The organism is Shewanella sp. SR1 (assembly GCF_020447145.1).
Lineage (GTDB): Bacteria > Pseudomonadota > Gammaproteobacteria > Enterobacterales > Shewanellaceae > Shewanella > Shewanella baltica.
In genome coordinates this window covers 13,031-30,925 of the sequence record NZ_JAJAEF010000032.1, presented here as the reverse complement: position 1 = coordinate 30,925, position 17,895 = coordinate 13,031, and the positions used below count along the sequence as shown (strand labels likewise).

Sequence of the window (17,895 nt, the reverse complement as noted above, 5' to 3'; positions counted from 1 at the left end):
TTAATCCTCCACCTTAACCATGTAGTAGACCTTGTTGATCATACCGCGAACTGAAGGAGTATCTTCTAATTCAACAGTGTGACCAATGCGACGCAAACCAAGACCCGTTAGGGTTGCACGGTGCTTCGGTAAACGACCGATACCGCTTTTAGTTTGAGTAACTTTTACAGTTTTAGTTGCCATGGTGCATTACCCCCGAATTTCGTCAACATTCAGGCCACGCTTAGCTGCGATTTGCGAAGGTGACTTCATGTGCACCAAAGCATCGACAGTCGCGCGAACGATGTTGATCGGGTTAGTAGAACCGTATGCTTTTGACAGAACGTTATGAACGCCTGCTACTTCCAATACGGCACGCATTGCGCCACCGGCAATAATACCAGTACCTTGTGATGCAGGTTGCATGTACACAAGAGAACCAGTATGACGACCTTTAACTGGGTGATGCAGAGTACCTGCATTCAACTCAACGGTCACAATGTTACGACGAGCTTTTTCCATAGCTTTTTGAATCGCTGCTGGAACTTCACGTGCTTTGCCATAGCCATAGCCAATCTTACCGTTACCGTCACCCACTACTGTCAGTGCTGTGAAGCTAAAGATACGACCGCCCTTAACTACTTTAGAAACACGATTAACTGCAATCAATTTCTCTTGCAGATCGTCTTTTTGCTGAGCTTCTAATTTAGCCATTTTATAACCCCTTAGAACTTCAGGCCAGCTTCACGAGCTGCATCTGCTAAAGCAGCTACACGACCGTGATACTTGAAACCAGAACGATCGAACGCAACTGAAGTTACGCCTTTTTCGATCGCGCGCTCAGCAACAAATTTACCTACTGCTTTCGCTGCGTCTACGTTACCGGTACTCTTCAGTAGCTCTTTAACCGCTTTTTCTACGGTTGAAGCAGCTGCCAACACCTGAGCTTCAGGATTGATCACCTGAGCATAAATGTGACGCGGTGTACGATGTACAACCAGACGGTTCACGCCCAGCTCTTGGATCTTCTTACGAGCGCGAGTAGCGCGACGTAAGCGAGATGTTTTCTTATCCATATCGCGTTACCTACTTCTTCTTAGCCTCTTTACGGCGTACTACTTCGTCGTCATAGCGAACACCCTTGCCTTTATATGGCTCTGGTGGACGGTATCCGCGAATCTCAGCAGCGACTTGGCCAATTAACTGTTTATCAACGCCACGTAGGACGATGTCAGTTTGGCTAGGGCACTCTGCAGTAACGCCTGCGGGCAGTTTGTGTACTAACGGATGAGAGAAACCTAAAGTAAGGTCAATGTCAGAACCGACGAGTTTCGCACGGTAACCAACGCCAACTAACTTTAATTTACGCTCAAAACCTTGAGATACACCAACAACCATGTTGTTTACTAATGCACGAGTTGTACCAGCCTGTGCCCAAGCGTTAGAAACGCCTTCAACAGGGAGGAACTTAACTACGCCAGCTTCAATAACAACATTGACCGCATTGTTGATCACTCGAGTCAGACTACCTTTTCCGCCTTTGACGGTAAGGGTCTGTTCGTTCAAGGTCACCTCTACGCCAGCTGGAATAGATACTGGTGCTTTTGCTACACGAGACATTCCTAGCTCCTTAAGCTACGTAGCAGATAACCTCGCCACCCATGCCTGCAAGGCGGGCGGCACGATCAGTCATCAAGCCTTTAGAAGTGGACACAATTGCGACACCCAGACCGCCCATCACCTTTGGAAGTTCGTTTTTACCTTTGTAAATACGAAGACCAGGGCGACTTACACGCTGGATAGTCTCAACGACTGGTTGGCCTTGGAAATACTTTAAAGTAACTTCCAGTTCAGGCTTGGCTTCATCTGCTACGGCGTAATCAGCGATATAACCTTCATCTTTAAGTAGTTTCGCAATTGCGACTTTCAACTTAGCTGAAGGCATCTTCACCGATACGTGGTTAGCAGCTTGGCCGTTACGAATACGGGTTAACATATCCGCAATAGGATCTTGCATGCTCATATTAGCTTACTCCGTGACAAGTGCTTACCAGCTGGCCTTACGCAGGCCAGGAACTTCACCACGCATGGTTGCTTCACGTAATTTGATACGGCTTAAGCCGAATTTACGTAAGAAGCCATGAGGGCGACCAGTTTGATTACAACGATTGCGTTGACGCGCAGCGCTGGAATCACGTGGTAGAGCTTGCAGCTTAAGTACCGCATCCCAACGATCTTCGTCAGAAGAAGCTGGACTTGCAATGATAGTCTTAAGAGCCGCACGCTTTTCAGCGTACTTGGCCACGAGCTGTGCACGTTTAGCTTCACGTGCTTTCATTGATGTTTTTGCCATTACGCTACCCTTATTTCTTGAATGGGAAGTTAAAAGCGTCTAACAAAGCACGACCTTCTTCATCATTCTTCGCAGTAGTAGTGATAACAATATCCATACCACGAATCTTATCGATTTTATCGTAATCGATTTCTGGGAAGATGATCTGCTCACGCACGCCCATTGCGTAGTTACCACGGCCGTCAAACGCTTTAGCGCTTAAGCCACGGAAGTCACGAATACGTGGGATTGCGATATCGACTAAACGCTCTAAGAATTCCCACATACGCTCACCGCGTAGGGTAACTTTACAGCCAATAGGGTAGCCTTCACGGATTTTAAAACCAGCAACTGACTTACGAGCTACAGTCACTACTGGTTTTTGACCAGCGATTGCAGTCATATCACGGACAGCATGGTCCATGATTTTCTTGTCTGCAACAGCTTCGCCAACACCCATGTTCAGGGTGATTTTCTCAATCCGAGGGACTTGCATGACACTGGTATAACCGAACTTTTTAGCAAGTTCAGCGACAACAGTCTCTTGGTATTTATCATGCAGTTTCGCCATCGTTTACTCCAATTACTTAACGAGTTCACTGTTCGATTTGAAGAAACGAACTTTTTTGCCGTCTTCAAAGCGGAAACCAACGCGATCAGCTTTGCCAGTGGCAGAGTTGAAAATCGCTACATTTGATGCTTGTATCGGTGCTTCTTTCTCAACAATACCGCCAGCTACGCCCAATTGTGGGTTTGGCTTTTGGTGTTTTTTGACAAGATTGATGCCTTCAACAATCAATTTACCAGTAGGAAGGACTTGAGAAACTTTTGCACGTTTACCCTTGTCTTTACCTGCTAATACAATCACTTCGTCTTCACGACGTATTTTAGCTGCCATTTTGAAGCTCCTTACAGTACTTCTGGTGCCAGCGAGACAATTTTCATAAATTGCTCATTACGCAATTCACGTGTCACTGGTCCAAAGATACGAGTACCAATCGGCTGCAGGTTGTTGTTCAAAAGAACAGCTGCATTCCGATCGAAGCGAATGACAGAACCGTCTGGACGACGTACGCCTTTCTTAGTACGGACTACCACCGCGTTATACACATCGCCTTTCTTCGCTTTAGCGCGAGGAATCGCTTCTTTAACAGAAACTTTGATGATGTCGCCGATACCGGCATAACGACGATGAGAGCCACCCAAGACCTTAATACACTGAACTCTGCGTGCGCCGCTGTTACAAGCAACGTCAAGAGTCGATTGCATTTGGATCATTTTAAGTGCCCCGCTATCGTTACTACACAATTCCCACTATGGGACAATAAAAACACTCATTTTTGCTATTAATTTAGTCAAAAATGGCGCGCAAATATAACACCATAAAAGTGGAATGTATAGTATTAAAAAACAAACGGCCCCACATTCTGGAGCCGTTTACCTAAATACCTAATTAACTTAGGCCTTTGATACTACTTCAACCAGGGTCCAAGACTTAGTCTTAGACAAAGGACGACATTCGCGAATCGCTACTAAATCGCCTTCATTGCACTGATTAGTTTCGTCATGTGCATGGATCTTCGTTGTACGCTTAATGTATTTCCCATAAATTGGGTGTTTCACTTGGCGTTCGATAGCAACAGTAATGGACTTGTCCATTTTGTTGCTAGTTACACGACCCTGCAAAGTACGGATTTTATCAGACATTATGCACCCGCCTTAGAAGTAATAATGGTCTTAACGCGCGCAATGTTACGGCGCACCAATTTCAGTTGATTAGTCTGAGTCAACTGACCAGTGGCGTGTTGCATACGCAGGTTAAACTGCTCACGCAGCAGACCAAGTAGTTCAGCGTTCAGTTCTTCAACGCTTTTTTCTCTCAGTTCGCTCGCTTTCATTACATCACCGTCTTAGTTACGAAGGTAGTCTTAATTGGAAGCTTGGCAGCAGCCAAAGCAAACGCTTCACGAGCGATCACTTCAGAAACACCATTCATCTCATAAAGAACCTTACCAGGTTGAATCTGACATACCCAGTATTCAACGTTACCTTTACCTTTACCCATACGCACTTCAAGAGGCTTAGAGGTAATCGGCTTGTCCGGGAAAACTCGAATCCAAATTTGTCCCTGACGCTTAATGTGACGTGTCATGGCACGACGTGCAGATTCGATCTGACGGGCAGTTAAACGGCCACGGCCGACTGCTTTCAGACCAAAAGTACCAAAGCTAACTTCGGTACCGTTCGCTAGACCGCGGTTGCGGCCTTTGAACATCTTGCGAAACTTCATACGTTTAGGTTGCAGCATTGCCGGCTCTCCTATTTACCACGAGGCTTGCGCTTAGGTTGCTGCTGCTTCGGTTCTTCAATCTGTGGCAGCATTCCATCTAGAACTTCACCTTTGAAGATCCAAACTTTAACGCCAATCACACCGTATTGGGTGTGACTTTCAGATGTAGAATAGTCGATATCAGCACGCAAAGTATGTAAAGGTACACGACCCTCACGATACCACTCGTCACGCGCAATCTCAGCTCCGCCTAAACGGCCACTAACTTGTACTTTGATACCTTGAGCACCAATACGCATTGCGTTTTGAACTGCGCGCTTCATAGCACGACGGAACATTACGCGACGCTCTAATTGCTGTGCAATTGAGTCAGCAACTAATTTGGCATCTAGCTCAGGTTTACGGATCTCAGCGATGTTAATTTGAGCAGGAGTGCCAGCAAGTTTTGACACTGCAGCACGCAATACTTCAACGTCTTCACCTTTCTTACCGATCACAACACCTGGACGGGCAGTGTGAATGGTAACGCGGATGCTTTTCGCTGGACGCTCGATAACAATCTTAGATACTGAAGCAGCTTGTAATTTCTCTACAAGAAACTTACGCACTTCCCAGTCGCTGTTCAGGTTACTTGCGTAATCTGATTTATCTGCGTACCAGGTAGAGATCCAAGGCTTGGTGATACCCAGACGGATACCATTAGGATGTACTTTCTGTCCCATTGCTCTCTCCTAGCGATCTGATACAACCACAGTAATGTGGCTGGTACGCTTCATGATACGATCAGCGCGGCCTTTAGCACGTGGCATGATACGCTTCATAGTCGGGCCTTCATCTACGAAGACGGCTCCTACTTTAAGCTCATCAATATCCGCGCCTTCGTTGTGTTCGGCGTTTGCGATAGCTGAGTCAAGTACTTTTTTAACCAGTACGGCGGCTTTCTTGGGGCTGAAAGTCAAAATTTCGAGTGCCTTAGCAACAGGCAAACCACGAATTTGATCAGCAACCAGACGGGCCTTCTGCGCAGACGTACGGGCAAAACGATGTTTAGCTAAAACTTCCATCTTATTCCTCCCGTATTAACGCTTCTTCGCTTTCTTATCAGCGGCATGGCCACGATAAGTGCGAGTTGGTGAAAATTCACCAAGTTTGTGGCCGATCATTTCGTCAGTTACGAACACAGGAACGTGCTGACGACCATTATGGACAGCGATGGTCAAACCAATCATATTTGGAATGATCATAGAGCGACGTGACCAAGTCTTAATAGGCTTTTTGTCACCGGCTTCCATCGCTTTCTCTACCTTCTTCAGCAAGTGCAGGTCAATGAAGGGACCTTTCTTGAGAGAACGTGGCATGGCGAATCCTCTTACTATTTATTACGACGACGTACGATGTACTTGTCAGTGCGCTTGTTACTACGAGTTTTATAACCCTTAGTTGGCACACCCCATGGAGTCACTGGGTGACGACCACCAGAAGTACGGCCTTCACCACCACCGTGTGGATGGTCTACTGGGTTCATTGCAACACCACGCACTGTAGGGCGTATGCCTCTCCAGCGTTTAGCACCTGCTTTACCTAACTGGCGTAGCATGTGTTCGGCATTACCAACTTCACCAAATGTCGCGCGGCAATCAACTGGCACTTTACGCATTTCGCCTGAGCGAAGACGTAGAGTGGCATATGCGCCATCACGAGCAACAACTTGTACATAAGCACCTGCAGAACGAGCGATCTGAGCACCTTTACCAGGCTTCATTTCAACTGCGTGAACTACAGAACCTACTGGGATGTTGCGCAGTGGCATTGCGTTACCGGTTTTGATCTCGGCAGCAACACCAGACTGGATCTTATCGCCAGCTTGCATGCCTTTGGCAGCAAGAATATAACGACGTTCACCATCCGCATACAGTACTAACGCGATGTTAGCTGTACGGTTTGGATCGTATTCCAGACGCTCAATCTTTGCAGGGATACCATCTTTATCGCGTTTGAAGTCGATTAGACGATAATGCTGCTTATGACCACCACCTACGTGACGGACAGTGATACGGCCAGTATTGTTACGGCCACCACTTTTAGATTTTTTCGCCAACAGGCCAGCAAAGGGTTTACCCTTATGCAGGTCAGTGTTCACCACTTTAACAACGTGGCGACGACCTGGAGAGGTTGGCTTACACTTAATAACTGCCATGATAATTCTCCTTTGCTTACTCAGCGCCGCCGACGAAATCGATGTCAGCACCAGCAGCTAGAGTTACATAGGCTTTTTTCCAATCGCTACGACGACCAGTACGGCCACCAGTGCGTTTAGTTTTGCCTTTGCTTACTAAAGTGCGAACTGAATCAACTTCAACTTCAAATAGCTTAGCAACAGCAGCTTTAATTTCAGCTTTAGTTGCATCGATAGCTACGCGGAAAACAACAGTGTTGTGCTTCTCAGCGTTCACAGTGCTCTTTTCAGAGATGTGTGGAGCGAGAATAACTTTTAGCAAACGTTCTTCGCGGATCATCATGCTAGCATCTCCTCGATTTGCTTCACTGCGTCAGCAGTCACAAGCACAGTGTTGAACGCGATCAGACTAACTGGGTCAAGACCCGCTACGTCACGAACGTCAACTTTGTACAGGTTACGAGCTGCTAAGAATAAGTTCTCATCAACTTCTGCAGTCACAATCAGAACGTCTTCAAGGTTCATTGCTTTCAATTTAGCTTTCAGCTCTTTAGTTTTAGGAGCTTCAACACCGAAAGATTCAACAACAACCAGACGCTCTTGACGTACCAATTCAGACAGAATGCTTTTCAGCGCGCCGCGGTACATCTTTTTGTTAACTTTTTGGCTATGATCTTGGGTTTTAGCAGCGAATGTTACGCCACCGCCACGCCAGATTGGGCCTTTAACAGAACCAGCACGAGCACGGCCAGTTCCTTTTTGGCGCCAAGGCTTTTTGCCTGAGCCAGTTACTTCCGCACGAGTCTTTTGAGCACGAGTGCCCTGACGCGCGTTTGCAGCGTATGCTACAACTACCTGATGAACCAGTGCCTCGTTAAAGTCACGGCCGAAGGTAGTTTCGGAAACTTCAAGAGCGCTTTGCGCGTCTTTCAATACCAATTCCATTACTATCTCCTCAGACCTTAAGCTTTAACGGCAGGCTTGATAATCAAGTCGCCATTGGTAGCGCCAGGAACAGCGCCACGGACTAGTAGCAGGTTACGCTCAACATCTACACGAACTACAACTAGATTTTGAGTAGTAACACGCTCGGCACCCATATGGCCTGACATTTTTTTGCCTTTGAATACGCGACCAGGCGTTTGGTTCTGACCGATAGAACCATTCGAGCGGTGCGACAAAGAGTTACCGTGAGTCATATCTTGAGTACGGAAGTTCCAACGCTTAACGCCGCCTTGGAAGCCTTTACCTTTAGATTGACCAGTAACATCTACTTTCGCTACGTCTGCGAAAATATCAACATTTAGCTCAGCACCAACTTCAATGCCCTCGCCTTCACCGTCTACCAAACGCATTTCCCACAAACCACGACCGGCTTCAACGCCGCTCTTGGCAAAGTGACCTGCTTCTGGTTTAGTGATGCGATTGGCTTTTTTGGTGCCAGTTGTAACTTGAAGTGCACGGTAGCCGTCAGTTTCTAAAGTTTTCACTTGAGTAACACGGTTGCCTGCAACTTCAATTACAGTAACTGGTATTGAAACACCATCTTCAGTGAAGATGCGAGTCATACCAACTTTACGACCAATAAGACCGATAGCCATCTCTCAAACCTCTTCTTACTAGGATCTCAATTAACCCAAGCTAATCTGTACGTCGACACCAGCCGCAAGATCTAAACGCATTAACGCGTCTACAGTCTTTTCAGTTGGCTCTACGATGTCAACCAGGCGCTTGTGTGTACGTAATTCGTACTGGTCACGAGCATCTTTATTAACGTGCGGAGAGATCAAAATGGTATAACGCTCTTTACGCGTAGGTAGTGGAATTGGACCACGTACTTGAGCGCCTGTACGCTTAGCAGTTTCAACGATTTCCGCTGTAGATTGATCAATTAAGCGATGATCAAATCCCTTTAAGCGGATACGGATTCTTTGGTTCTGCATTGACCAGAGCTCCTAAAATGGACATATAAAAAATCACCCTCTAGCTTCTTCTATATAGAAAAGCAGAGCGAGATGATTTAACCGTTCGACTCCCAATCGGAGCCGCTATGATAATGATTAACTTAAGTGACTAATCATTTAATTCGTCAACCTAGGTCGACGAGGGGGCCATTATACCTATCTAAATCCGGATATCAAGCCCGCTGTGTAAATAGTCATCAAATAACTATTTAACTTCAGAGTGGCGAGCATTTTACACAAATTTGTGGATAAAACCAGCCCCTAAAACAAAAAAGGAAGCCGAAGCTTCCTTTTCAAACTAATCTCTATCGCTATTAAGCAATGATTTTAGCTACTACACCAGCACCTACTGTACGACCACCTTCACGGATTGCGAAGCGTAAACCTTCGTCCATCGCGATTGGGCAAATCAGAGTAACTACCATTTTGATGTTGTCGCCAGGCATTACCATCTCTACGCCTTCTGGCAGTTCGATAGTACCAGTCACGTCTGTTGTACGGAAGTAGAACTGTGGACGGTAGCCTTTGAAGAATGGAGTGTGACGTCCGCCTTCTTCTTTTGACAGAACATAAACTTCTGATTCAAAAGTAGTGTGTGGGTTGATTGAACCTGGTTTAGCCAATACTTGACCACGTTCTACGTCATCACGCTTAGTACCACGTAATAACACACCACAGTTCTCGCCTGCACGACCTTCGTCAAGCAGCTTACGGAACATTTCTACGCCAGTACACGTTGTTTTAGTCGTAGTGCGAACACCAACGATTTCAACTTCGTCACCCACTTTAACAATACCACGCTCAACACGGCCAGTTACTACAGTACCACGGCCAGAGATTGAGAATACGTCTTCGATTGGCAGTAGGAACGGCTTATCGATGTCACGTTGTGGTTCTGGAATGTAAGAATCCAGTGCGTTAGCCAGTTCAATAATCTTAGCTTCCCACTCTGGTTGGCCTTCTAGTGCCTTCAGAGCTGAACCTTGGATTACTGGTAAGTCATCACCTGGGAAATCGTATTCTGACAGAAGTTCACGAACTTCCATTTCTACTAATTCCAGTAATTCTTCGTCATCTACCATGTCACATTTGTTCATGAACACGATGATGTACGGTACGCCAACCTGACGAGAAAGCAGGATGTGCTCACGAGTCTGTGGCATTGGACCGTCTGTTGAAGCTACTACTAAAATCGCGCCGTCCATCTGTGCAGCACCAGTGATCATGTTTTTAACATAGTCAGCATGGCCTGGGCAGTCTACGTGTGCGTAGTGACGTGAAGGCGTGTCATATTCGATGTGAGAGGTATTGATTGTAATACCGCGCTCACGCTCTTCTGGAGCGTTATCGATTTGAGAGAAGTCTTTAGCTTCGCCACCGTAGGTCTTAGCCAGTACGTGAGAGATAGCTGCAGTCAGTGTGGTTTTACCATGGTCAACGTGACCAATGGTGCCCACGTTTACGTGAGGCTTAATACGTTCAAATTTAGCTTTTGCCACGATATATTCCTTTCTTTTCAGAATAGTCCAGTCAGTGCTGGACCATAATAACATTTATGTCGTAACTGGATATTAGCTACGAGATTCAATAATCGCTTTTGCAATGTTTTGCGGTGCATCAGAGTACTTCAAAAACTCCATAGAGTATGAAGCGCGACCCTGAGTAGCAGAGCGCAAATCAGTTGCATAACCAAACATTTCAGAAAGAGGCACTACAGCATGGACTATTTTGATGCCACCGAAGCCATCATCCATCCCTTCAATCAAGCCACGACGACGGTTTAAATCACCAACGACGTCACCCATATAATTTTCAGGGGTAGTTACTTCTACTTTCATGCAAGGTTCGAGCAACGCCGGATTCGCTTCAAGCGCACCCTTTTTGAAGCCCATAGAACCTGCAATTTTGAACGCCATCTCATTCGAGTCCACATCATGATATGAACCGTCGAACAGAGTGACCTTCACGTCCAACACAGGGAAGCCAGCGAGAACGCCATTCTTCATCTGTTCTTGGATACCTTTATCAACCGCAGGAATGAATTCACGAGGAATCACACCTCCCACAACTGCATTGACAAATTCGTAACCAGCGCCTTCTTCATTAGGCTCTAGTTTTAACCAAACGTGACCGAATTGTCCACGACCACCTGATTGGCGTACAAATTTACCTTCAGCTTCTACTGATGCTCGGATAGTTTCGCGGTAGGCCACTTGTGGCTTACCTACGTTACATTCAACACCGAATTCGCGACGCATACGGTCGACGATGATGTCTAAGTGTAACTCACCCATACCCGAAATCAGAGTTTGTGATGATTCTTCGTCAGTTTCAACTCGGAATGATGGATCTTCCGCTGCAAGTTTTTGCAACGCGATACCCATTTTGTCCTGGTCGGCTTTTGACTTAGGCTCAACGGCAATGGTAATTACTGGCTCTGGGAACTCCATACGTTCCAAGATCACTCTATGATCGTTATCACAAAGCGTATCACCCGTAGTCACTTCTTTTAGACCAATCGCCGCTGCGATATCACCAGCACGGACTTCTTTCAGTTCAGTACGATCGTTTGCATGCATTTGCACCATACGACCTACGCGTTCACGCTTCTGTTTCACAGAGTTGTAAACGCCCGAACCTGATTCGAGTACGCCTGAGTACACGCGAATAAAGGTCAAAGTTCCTACGAATGGATCTGTAGCAATCTTAAATGCCAATGCAGCAAAAGGCGCATTGTCATCTGATGGGCGCTCTACTTCTTGGTCGTTCTCATCGATGCCCTTAATTGGAGGCACATCAATTGGCGCTGGCAAGAATTCAATAACCGCATCAAGTACCGCTTGAACGCCTTTGTTCTTAAATGCAGAACCACAAGTCGCTAAAACGATTTCATTATTTATAGTACGCTGACGTAGCGCCTTTTTAATCTCGTCTTCTGATAGCGTGCCTTCTTCAAGGTACTTATCCATCAGTTCATCCGAGGATTCGGCGGCTACTTCAACTAGATACTCATGCATTTCAGCCGCTTTAGCCGCTAACTCTGCAGGGATCTCCTCATAAGTGAAAGTCATACCCTGGTCTGATTCATTCCAGTTAATTGCTTTCATCTTGATTAAGTCGATCACGCCTTTGAAGTTTTCTTCTGCACCAATATTCAATTGAATAGGCACACAAGTGGCTCCAAGACGAGTTCTAATTTGCTTCACTACACGTTCAAAGTCTGCACCTGCACGGTCCATCTTGTTGATAAAGACTAAGCGTGGAACGCGGTATTTATCAGCTTGACGCCACACTGTTTCTGACTGAGGTTCAACACCAGATGAACCACAGAAAACGACAACAGCGCCGTCGAGGACGCGCAGAGACCGTTCAACTTCAATAGTAAAGTCAACGTGACCAGGGGTATCGATGATATTGATGCGGTGTTCAGTGAATTGAGCATCCATACCACGCCAGAATGTGGTTACCGCAGCCGAGGTGATAGTGATACCACGCTCTTGCTCTTGAACCATCCAGTCTGTGGTAGCGGCGCCGTCATGCACCTCACCGATTTTATGAGACAAACCGGTATAGAACAGAACACGTTCTGTTGTGGTGGTTTTACCTGCGTCAACATGAGCACAAATACCGATATTACGATAACGCTCAATTGGGGTTGTACGAGCCACGATTATACCCTCTCCACCAAGACCTAAGTCTTGGCAATATCAACAACTATGGTGTGGGCCTAAGCCCACACCATCATATTACCAACGGTAATGAGCAAAGGCTTTGTTAGCTTCAGCCATGCGATGCACGTCTTCACGCTTCTTAACAGCAGTACCTTTGTTTTCAGACGCATCCAGCATTTCACCTGCCAGACGTAAAGCCATAGATTTTTCACCACGCTTACGAGCAGCTTCAACTAACCAGCGCATCGCCAGTGCGTTACGACGCACAGGACGAACTTCACATGGTACCTGGTACGTAGAACCACCAACGCGACGAGATTTAACTTCGACTGATGGGCGAACGTTGTCCAGGGCTGCTTCAAGGATAGTCAGATGTGATTCGCTTTTCTTTTCAGCGACAACATCTAGTGCCTTGTAGATAATTTTTTCTGCAGTCGACTTTTTGCCGTCTTGCATAATGACGTTGATGAACTTAGCCAGCAACTCACTGTGAAACTTTGGATCTGGTAGGATTTTACGTTGTCCTACAACGCGACGTCTTGGCATAACAATTCTCCGTATGCTTCAGGGATTTCCAAAACTGGAATTCTCAAAATAAAACTAGCTTGGCCTTACTTAACGGATAAGTTAAGACTTAGGACGCTTAGCACCGTATTTAGAACGGCTTTGGCGACGTGAAGTCACGCCTGCACAGTCTAATGCGCCACGAATAGTGTGATAACGCACACCTGGTAAGTCTTTAACACGACCACCACGGATTAAGATCACGCTATGTTCCTGCAGGTTGTGGCCTTCACCGCCGATGTACGAAGTCACTTCGAAACCGTTAGTTAGACGCACACGAGCTACTTTACGTAGTGCAGAGTTAGGTTTTTTAGGGGTAGTTGTGTACACACGTGTACAAACACCACGTTTTTGCGGGCACGCATTCAACGCAGGCACGTTAGTCTTGTCGACTTTTGGCGCGCGTGGCTTACGTACCAACTGGTTTACAGTTGCCATGTATAGCTCCGAGTCAGTTGAATCAAACTCAACGATAAGGTGTGAAAAATCTATATCCCACAATGGTGGGACGCGGAATTTTAGAAAGGTAATGCCTGACTGTCAAGAAATAGCCAACTTTTGCGGCATATTACAAGAAAAAAGGCGCCATAGGCGCCTTTTTATAACAAACTGATTACTTAATCTTGGCTACCAGCCAGGTTTAAGAGATCGGCCAAGTTCTGTTCGGCTTCACTTGCAGTGATCTTATTCACTACTACAGGTTCGTTTTTCTTAGCACGCGCTTCATTACGAGTCTTGTGATAAGCGTAACCAGTACCGGCTGGGATCAGTCGGCCAACGATAACGTTTTCTTTCAGACCACGTAATTGATCGCTCTTACCACCTACGGCGGCTTCGGTCAGTACGCGCGTAGTTTCTTGGAACGATGCTGCTGAGATAAAGGATTCTGTTGCCAGAGATGCTTTAGTAATACCCAGTAGCTCACGCTCAAACGTCGCAGGCACTTTACCTTGGGCGATCAGTTCGCGGTTAGCGATCTTCACGCGTGACACTTCAGCTTGTTCCCCTTCGAGGAAGTCAGTGTCACCAGCAGAAGTGATAAGACACTTACGCAGCATTTGACGAATGATCACTTCGATATGCTTATCGTTGATCTTCACGCCTTGCAGACGGTAAACGTCCTGTACTTCGTTCACAATGTAGTTTGCTACGTTGTGGATACCACGAAGACGCAGAATGTCGTGTGCCGCTTCTGGACCGTCAGCGATAACTTCACCACGTTCGACTTTTTCACCTTCGAACACGTTTAAGTTACGCCACTTAGGGATCATCTCTTCATAATGATCGCCGCCATCAGCAGGTGTAATCACCAAACGACGCTTACCTTTGGTCTCTTTACCAAACGAGATGGTACCAGAGATTTCCGCCAGAATAGCCGGCTCTTTTGGCTTACGCGCTTCGAACAAGTCAGCAACGCGTGGCAGACCACCGGTGATGTCGCGTGTTTTAGACGATTCCTGAGGAATACGAGCTAAAGCGTCACCCACGTTGATTTGCGCGTTATCTTCCAAGTTAACGATCGCACTACCAGGTAAGAAGTACTGTGCTGGTACTTCAGTACCAGGGATCATCAAGTCAGCACCATTAGCGCCAAGCAGACGGATCATTGGGCGCATTTCTTTACCCGCAGTACCACGCTGACCAACGTCAAGGATCACGATTGATGACAGACCCGTTAGCTCGTCTGTTTGACGTGTCATAGTGACACCGTCAATCATGTCTACGAACTTGATACTACCCGCCACTTCAGAAATGATTGGGTGAGTATGTGGATCCCAGTTAGCGATAACATCGCCCGCTTCAACAGCTGCTTCTTCTAGCTTCTCGAGCACAGTACCGTATGGCACTTTATAACGCTCTTTCTCACGACCCAGCTCGTCAATAACGGCCAGTTCAGAAGAACGAGAAACGATAACCAGTTTGCCGTCACTGTTAGTAACATGCTTAGCATTATGCAGTTTCAATGAACCCGAGTTTTTCACTTGGACATTGTTTTCTGCAGACGCTCTTGATGCCGCACCACCGATGTGGAACGTACGCATCGTTAACTGTGTACCTGGTTCACCGATAGATTGTGCTGCCACAACACCGATTGCTTCACCGTGGTTAATGATATGACCACGAGCCAAGTCACGACCGTAACAAGCTGCACACACACCGAAATCGGTATCACAAGAAATAACAGAACGTACAATCACTTCGTCGATTGAATATTCTTCTAACTTGTCACACCAGGCTTCGTCGAGTAGCGTGTTACGTGGTGCGAGTACGTCTTCAGTGCCTGGATAGAACACATCAAGCGCAACCACACGACCCAGTACGCGTTCACGTAACGGCTCAACCACATCACCACCTTCAATCAGCGGCTTCATGGTTAGACCTTCGTGAGTACCACAATCGTCTTCGATAACCACTAAATCTTGTGCAACGTCTACAAGACGACGAGTCAGGTAACCCGAGTTCGCTGTCTTCAATGCCGTATCGGCTAGACCTTTACGCGCACCGTGAGTAGAAATAAAGTACTGGAGTACGTTTAGACCTTCACGGAAGTTAGCGGTAATTGGCGTTTCAATGATTGAGCCATCTGGCTTAGCCATCAGACCACGCATACCCGCCAACTGACGGATCTGTGCGGCACTACCACGAGCACCTGAGTCAGCCATCATATAGATGCTGTTAAACGAGGCTTGTTTCTCTTCAACACCATCACGGTTAATCACTGTCTCAGTTGACAGGTTTTCCATCATAGCTTTAGAAACTTTTTCGTTGGCACTTGCCCAGATATCGATAACTTTGTTGTAACGCTCACCGGCTGTTACTAAACCAGATTGGAACTGCTCTTGAATTTCAAGAACTTCCGCTTCTGCATCAGCAACTAAGGTGTATTTCTCGTCTGGAATAACCATGTCATCGATACCTACAGAGGCACCAGAAATGGTTGCAAAACGGAAACCGGTATACATCAATTGGTCAGCGAAGATAACAGTATCTTTCAGACCCAGTTGACGATAACAAGTGTTCAACAGTTTAGAGATCTGCTTTTTGCCCATGTTCTGGTTAACCAGATCAAATGACAAACCTGCTGGCAGAATAAGTGACAGCAGTGCACGACCCACAGTCGTATCAACGATACGGCGTTGTTCAGTACGTTCACCAGTGTCACCAATAATGGTTTCAGTGATGCGTACTTTAACGCGGGCATGCAGTTCAGCAGCACCAGTTGCGTAAGCTTTTTCAACTTCAGCAACAGACATAAATGCCATACCTTCACCACGGCCGTTAATACGCTCACGGCTGGTGTAGTACAGACCCAATACCACGTCTTGAGACGGGGTGATAACAGGCTCGCCGTTGGCTGGTGACAGGATGTTGTTGGTAGACATCATCAGGGCACGGGCTTCAAGCTGCGCTTCCAGTGTTAACGGTACGTGTACCGCCATTTGGTCACCGTCGAAGTCGGCGTTGTATGCCGCACAAACGAGTGGGTGTAACTGGATTGCTTTACCTTCAATCAGTACTGGTTCGAACGCTTGGATACCCAGTCTGTGCAGTGTTGGTGCACGGTTGAGCATCACTGGATGTTCGCGGATCACTTCATCCAGAACGTCCCATACTTCCGCCACTTCACGCTCAACCATCTTCTTAGCCGCTTTGATGGTAGTAGCTAAGCCACGACCTTCAAGCTTGCCATAGATGAATGGCTTGAACAGTTCCAGTGCCATCTTCTTAGGAAGACCACATTGGTGCAGACGTAGAGTAGGACCTACGGTAATTACCGAACGACCAGAATAGTCGACGCGCTTACCCAATAAGTTCTGACGGAAACGACCTTGCTTACCTTTGATCATATCAGCCAAAGATTTCAGAGGACGTTTGTTAGAACCGGTAATAGCACGACCACGACGACCGTTATCTAATAGCGCATCAACAGACTCTTGTAACATACGCTTTTCGTTGCGTACGATAATGTCTGGCGCAGCTAAATCTAACAGACGCTTCAAACGGTTGTTACGGTTGATCACGCGGCGATACAGGTCGTTAAGATCTGAAGTCGCGAAGCGGCCGCCATCGAGCGGTACCAGCGGACGTAAGTCAGGTGGTAACACAGGCAGTACTTTTAAGATCATCCACTCAGGCTTGTTGCCTGAAGTGTAGAATGCTTCCATCAGCTTAAGACGTTTAGTCACTTTCTTGCGACGAGTCTCAGAGTTGATTGAAGGTAATTCTTCACGCATTTGTTCGATTTCTTTCGCTAAATCGATAGCACGTAACAGTTCAAGCACTGCTTCGGCACCCATCTTAGCTTCGAACTCATCACCGTATTCTTCTAATGCATCCAGATAAGTTTCTTCTGTCAGCATTTGGCCACGTTCAAGGCTGGTCATGCCAGGCTCGATCACGACAAATGATTCAAAATACAGTACGCGTTCGATATCACGCAGCGTCATATCCAGCATTAAGCCAATACGTGACGGTAGTGATTTTAAGAACCAAATGTGCGCAACTGGGCTAGCCAGTTCGATGTGACCCATACGCTCACGACGTACTTTAGTTTGGGTTACTTCAACGCCACACTTTTCACAAATAACACCACGGTGCTTCAAACGTTTGTACTTACCGCACAAACATTCGTAATCTTTGACTGGGCCAAAGATACGCGCACAGAACAGACCTTCACGCTCAGGCTTGAAGGTACGGTAGTTGATGGTTTCTGGCTTCTTAACTTCACCAAAAGACCAAGAACGGATCAAGTCAGGCGATGCCAGACCAATTTTGATGCCGTTAAATTCTTCAGTCTTGCTTTGCTGTTTCAGAAACTTTAATAAGTCTTTCACGTTTCTCTCCTGAAGGAGTTAAACCGGGTGCTCCGCTCGCACGGAGCACCATTCTGTTTGCCAAACGCGGCTAAAGGCCTGCGC

25 protein-coding genes are annotated in these 17,895 nt (G+C 46.7%); all 25 read right to left on the bottom strand.

The genetic code is table 11. From position 1 onward, the window contains the following. The 25 genes from rpmD to rpoC all read right to left on the bottom strand — a co-directional run bounded on the left by rpmD (window position 1) and on the right by rpoC (window position 17,811). Window positions 1–183, bottom strand: coding sequence for a 50S ribosomal protein L30 (gene rpmD / locus KV201_RS20305; protein ID WP_006083582.1), 183 nt, complete (start codon window positions 181–183; stop codon window positions 1–3). A gap of 6 nt (window positions 184–189) precedes the next feature. Then, on the bottom strand, window positions 190–693 hold the full coding sequence (gene rpsE / locus KV201_RS20300) for a 30S ribosomal protein S5 (protein WP_006083583.1): 504 nt from the start codon (window positions 691–693) through the stop codon (window positions 190–192). 11 nt (window positions 694–704) lie between these two features. Beyond that, the gene (rplR, locus tag KV201_RS20295) at window positions 705–1,055 is read right to left on the bottom strand and encodes a 50S ribosomal protein L18 (protein WP_006083584.1); all 351 of its coding nucleotides are present in this window, start codon (window positions 1,053–1,055) and stop codon (window positions 705–707) included. 10 nt (window positions 1,056–1,065) lie between these two features. Further along, a complete protein-coding gene (gene rplF / locus KV201_RS20290) occupies window positions 1,066–1,599 on the bottom strand; it encodes a 50S ribosomal protein L6 (RefSeq protein ID WP_006083585.1) in 534 nt (177 codons plus the stop codon). A 10-nt stretch (window positions 1,600–1,609) separates the two neighbouring features. After that, a complete protein-coding gene (rpsH, locus tag KV201_RS20285) occupies window positions 1,610–2,002 on the bottom strand; it encodes a 30S ribosomal protein S8 (RefSeq protein ID WP_006083586.1) in 393 nt (130 codons plus the stop codon). A 24-nt stretch (window positions 2,003–2,026) separates the two neighbouring features. Next, window positions 2,027–2,332 carry a 30S ribosomal protein S14 gene (gene rpsN, locus KV201_RS20280; RefSeq protein ID WP_006083587.1) on the bottom strand — a complete coding sequence of 102 codons (306 nt, stop codon included), beginning with the start codon at window positions 2,330–2,332 and terminating at the stop codon, window positions 2,027–2,029. Between the two features lie 10 nt (window positions 2,333–2,342). Beyond that, window positions 2,343–2,882: a 50S ribosomal protein L5 gene (rplE, locus tag KV201_RS20275; protein WP_006083588.1), complete on the bottom strand. Its 540-nt coding sequence runs from the start codon at window positions 2,880–2,882 to the stop codon at window positions 2,343–2,345. Between the two features lie 12 nt (window positions 2,883–2,894). Continuing rightward, the gene (rplX, locus tag KV201_RS20270; protein ID WP_006083589.1) at window positions 2,895–3,209 is read right to left on the bottom strand and encodes a 50S ribosomal protein L24; all 315 of its coding nucleotides are present in this window, start codon (window positions 3,207–3,209) and stop codon (window positions 2,895–2,897) included. A gap of 11 nt (window positions 3,210–3,220) precedes the next feature. Then, window positions 3,221–3,589 (bottom strand): 50S ribosomal protein L14, encoded by a 369-nt coding sequence (rplN, locus tag KV201_RS20265; RefSeq protein ID WP_006083590.1) that lies wholly within the window; start codon window positions 3,587–3,589, stop codon window positions 3,221–3,223. Between the two features lie 180 nt (window positions 3,590–3,769). Further along, a complete protein-coding gene (gene rpsQ / locus KV201_RS20260; protein ID WP_006083591.1) occupies window positions 3,770–4,018 on the bottom strand; it encodes a 30S ribosomal protein S17 in 249 nt (82 codons plus the stop codon). After that, on the bottom strand, window positions 4,018–4,209 hold the full coding sequence (gene rpmC / locus KV201_RS20255; RefSeq protein ID WP_006083592.1) for a 50S ribosomal protein L29: 192 nt from the start codon (window positions 4,207–4,209) through the stop codon (window positions 4,018–4,020). The genes rpsQ and rpmC overlap by 1 nt, the downstream gene beginning before the upstream one ends. After that, on the bottom strand, window positions 4,209–4,619 hold the full coding sequence (gene rplP, locus KV201_RS20250) for a 50S ribosomal protein L16 (protein ID WP_006083593.1): 411 nt from the start codon (window positions 4,617–4,619) through the stop codon (window positions 4,209–4,211). Before rplP ends, rpmC begins: the two co-directional genes overlap by 1 nt. Before the next feature lie 11 nt (window positions 4,620–4,630). Then, window positions 4,631–5,323, bottom strand: a complete 693-nt coding sequence (gene rpsC, locus KV201_RS20245; RefSeq protein ID WP_006083594.1) for a 30S ribosomal protein S3 — start codon at window positions 5,321–5,323, stop codon at window positions 4,631–4,633. A gap of 9 nt (window positions 5,324–5,332) precedes the next feature. Beyond that, entirely contained in the window at window positions 5,333–5,665 is a 333-nt protein-coding gene (rplV, locus tag KV201_RS20240; RefSeq protein WP_006083595.1) for a 50S ribosomal protein L22, read from the bottom strand. Window positions 5,666–5,680: 15 nt separating this feature from the next. Beyond that, window positions 5,681–5,959, bottom strand: a complete 279-nt coding sequence (gene rpsS, locus KV201_RS20235) for a 30S ribosomal protein S19 (protein WP_006083596.1) — start codon at window positions 5,957–5,959, stop codon at window positions 5,681–5,683. Between the two features lie 14 nt (window positions 5,960–5,973). Next, window positions 5,974–6,798 carry a 50S ribosomal protein L2 gene (gene rplB, locus KV201_RS20230; protein WP_006083597.1) on the bottom strand — a complete coding sequence of 275 codons (825 nt, stop codon included), beginning with the start codon at window positions 6,796–6,798 and terminating at the stop codon, window positions 5,974–5,976. Window positions 6,799–6,814: 16 nt separating this feature from the next. Then, window positions 6,815–7,117 carry a 50S ribosomal protein L23 gene (gene rplW / locus KV201_RS20225; protein WP_025008843.1) on the bottom strand — a complete coding sequence of 101 codons (303 nt, stop codon included), beginning with the start codon at window positions 7,115–7,117 and terminating at the stop codon, window positions 6,815–6,817. Further along, a complete protein-coding gene (rplD, locus tag KV201_RS20220) occupies window positions 7,117–7,722 on the bottom strand; it encodes a 50S ribosomal protein L4 (RefSeq protein WP_006083599.1) in 606 nt (201 codons plus the stop codon). Before rplD ends, rplW begins: the two co-directional genes overlap by 1 nt. A 17-nt stretch (window positions 7,723–7,739) precedes the next feature. After that, window positions 7,740–8,378, bottom strand: coding sequence for a 50S ribosomal protein L3 (gene rplC, locus KV201_RS20215; protein WP_006083600.1), 639 nt, complete (start codon window positions 8,376–8,378; stop codon window positions 7,740–7,742). 30 nt (window positions 8,379–8,408) lie between these two features. Then, on the bottom strand, window positions 8,409–8,720 hold the full coding sequence (rpsJ, locus tag KV201_RS20210; protein ID WP_006083601.1) for a 30S ribosomal protein S10: 312 nt from the start codon (window positions 8,718–8,720) through the stop codon (window positions 8,409–8,411). 335 nt (window positions 8,721–9,055) lie between these two features. Next, window positions 9,056–10,240, bottom strand: coding sequence for an elongation factor Tu (tuf, locus tag KV201_RS20205; protein WP_006083602.1), 1,185 nt, complete (start codon window positions 10,238–10,240; stop codon window positions 9,056–9,058). A gap of 72 nt (window positions 10,241–10,312) precedes the next feature. Next, window positions 10,313–12,409 carry an elongation factor G gene (fusA, locus tag KV201_RS20200; protein WP_006083603.1) on the bottom strand — a complete coding sequence of 699 codons (2,097 nt, stop codon included), beginning with the start codon at window positions 12,407–12,409 and terminating at the stop codon, window positions 10,313–10,315. A gap of 78 nt (window positions 12,410–12,487) precedes the next feature. Next, window positions 12,488–12,958 (bottom strand): 30S ribosomal protein S7, encoded by a 471-nt coding sequence (gene rpsG / locus KV201_RS20195; RefSeq protein WP_006083604.1) that lies wholly within the window; start codon window positions 12,956–12,958, stop codon window positions 12,488–12,490. A gap of 81 nt (window positions 12,959–13,039) precedes the next feature. Beyond that, window positions 13,040–13,414 (bottom strand): 30S ribosomal protein S12, encoded by a 375-nt coding sequence (rpsL, locus tag KV201_RS20190; protein ID WP_006083605.1) that lies wholly within the window; start codon window positions 13,412–13,414, stop codon window positions 13,040–13,042. Between the two features lie 179 nt (window positions 13,415–13,593). Further along, window positions 13,594–17,811: a DNA-directed RNA polymerase subunit beta' gene (gene rpoC, locus KV201_RS20185; protein ID WP_006083606.1), complete on the bottom strand. Its 4,218-nt coding sequence runs from the start codon at window positions 17,809–17,811 to the stop codon at window positions 13,594–13,596. Window positions 17,812–17,895: the final 84 nt, after the last annotated feature.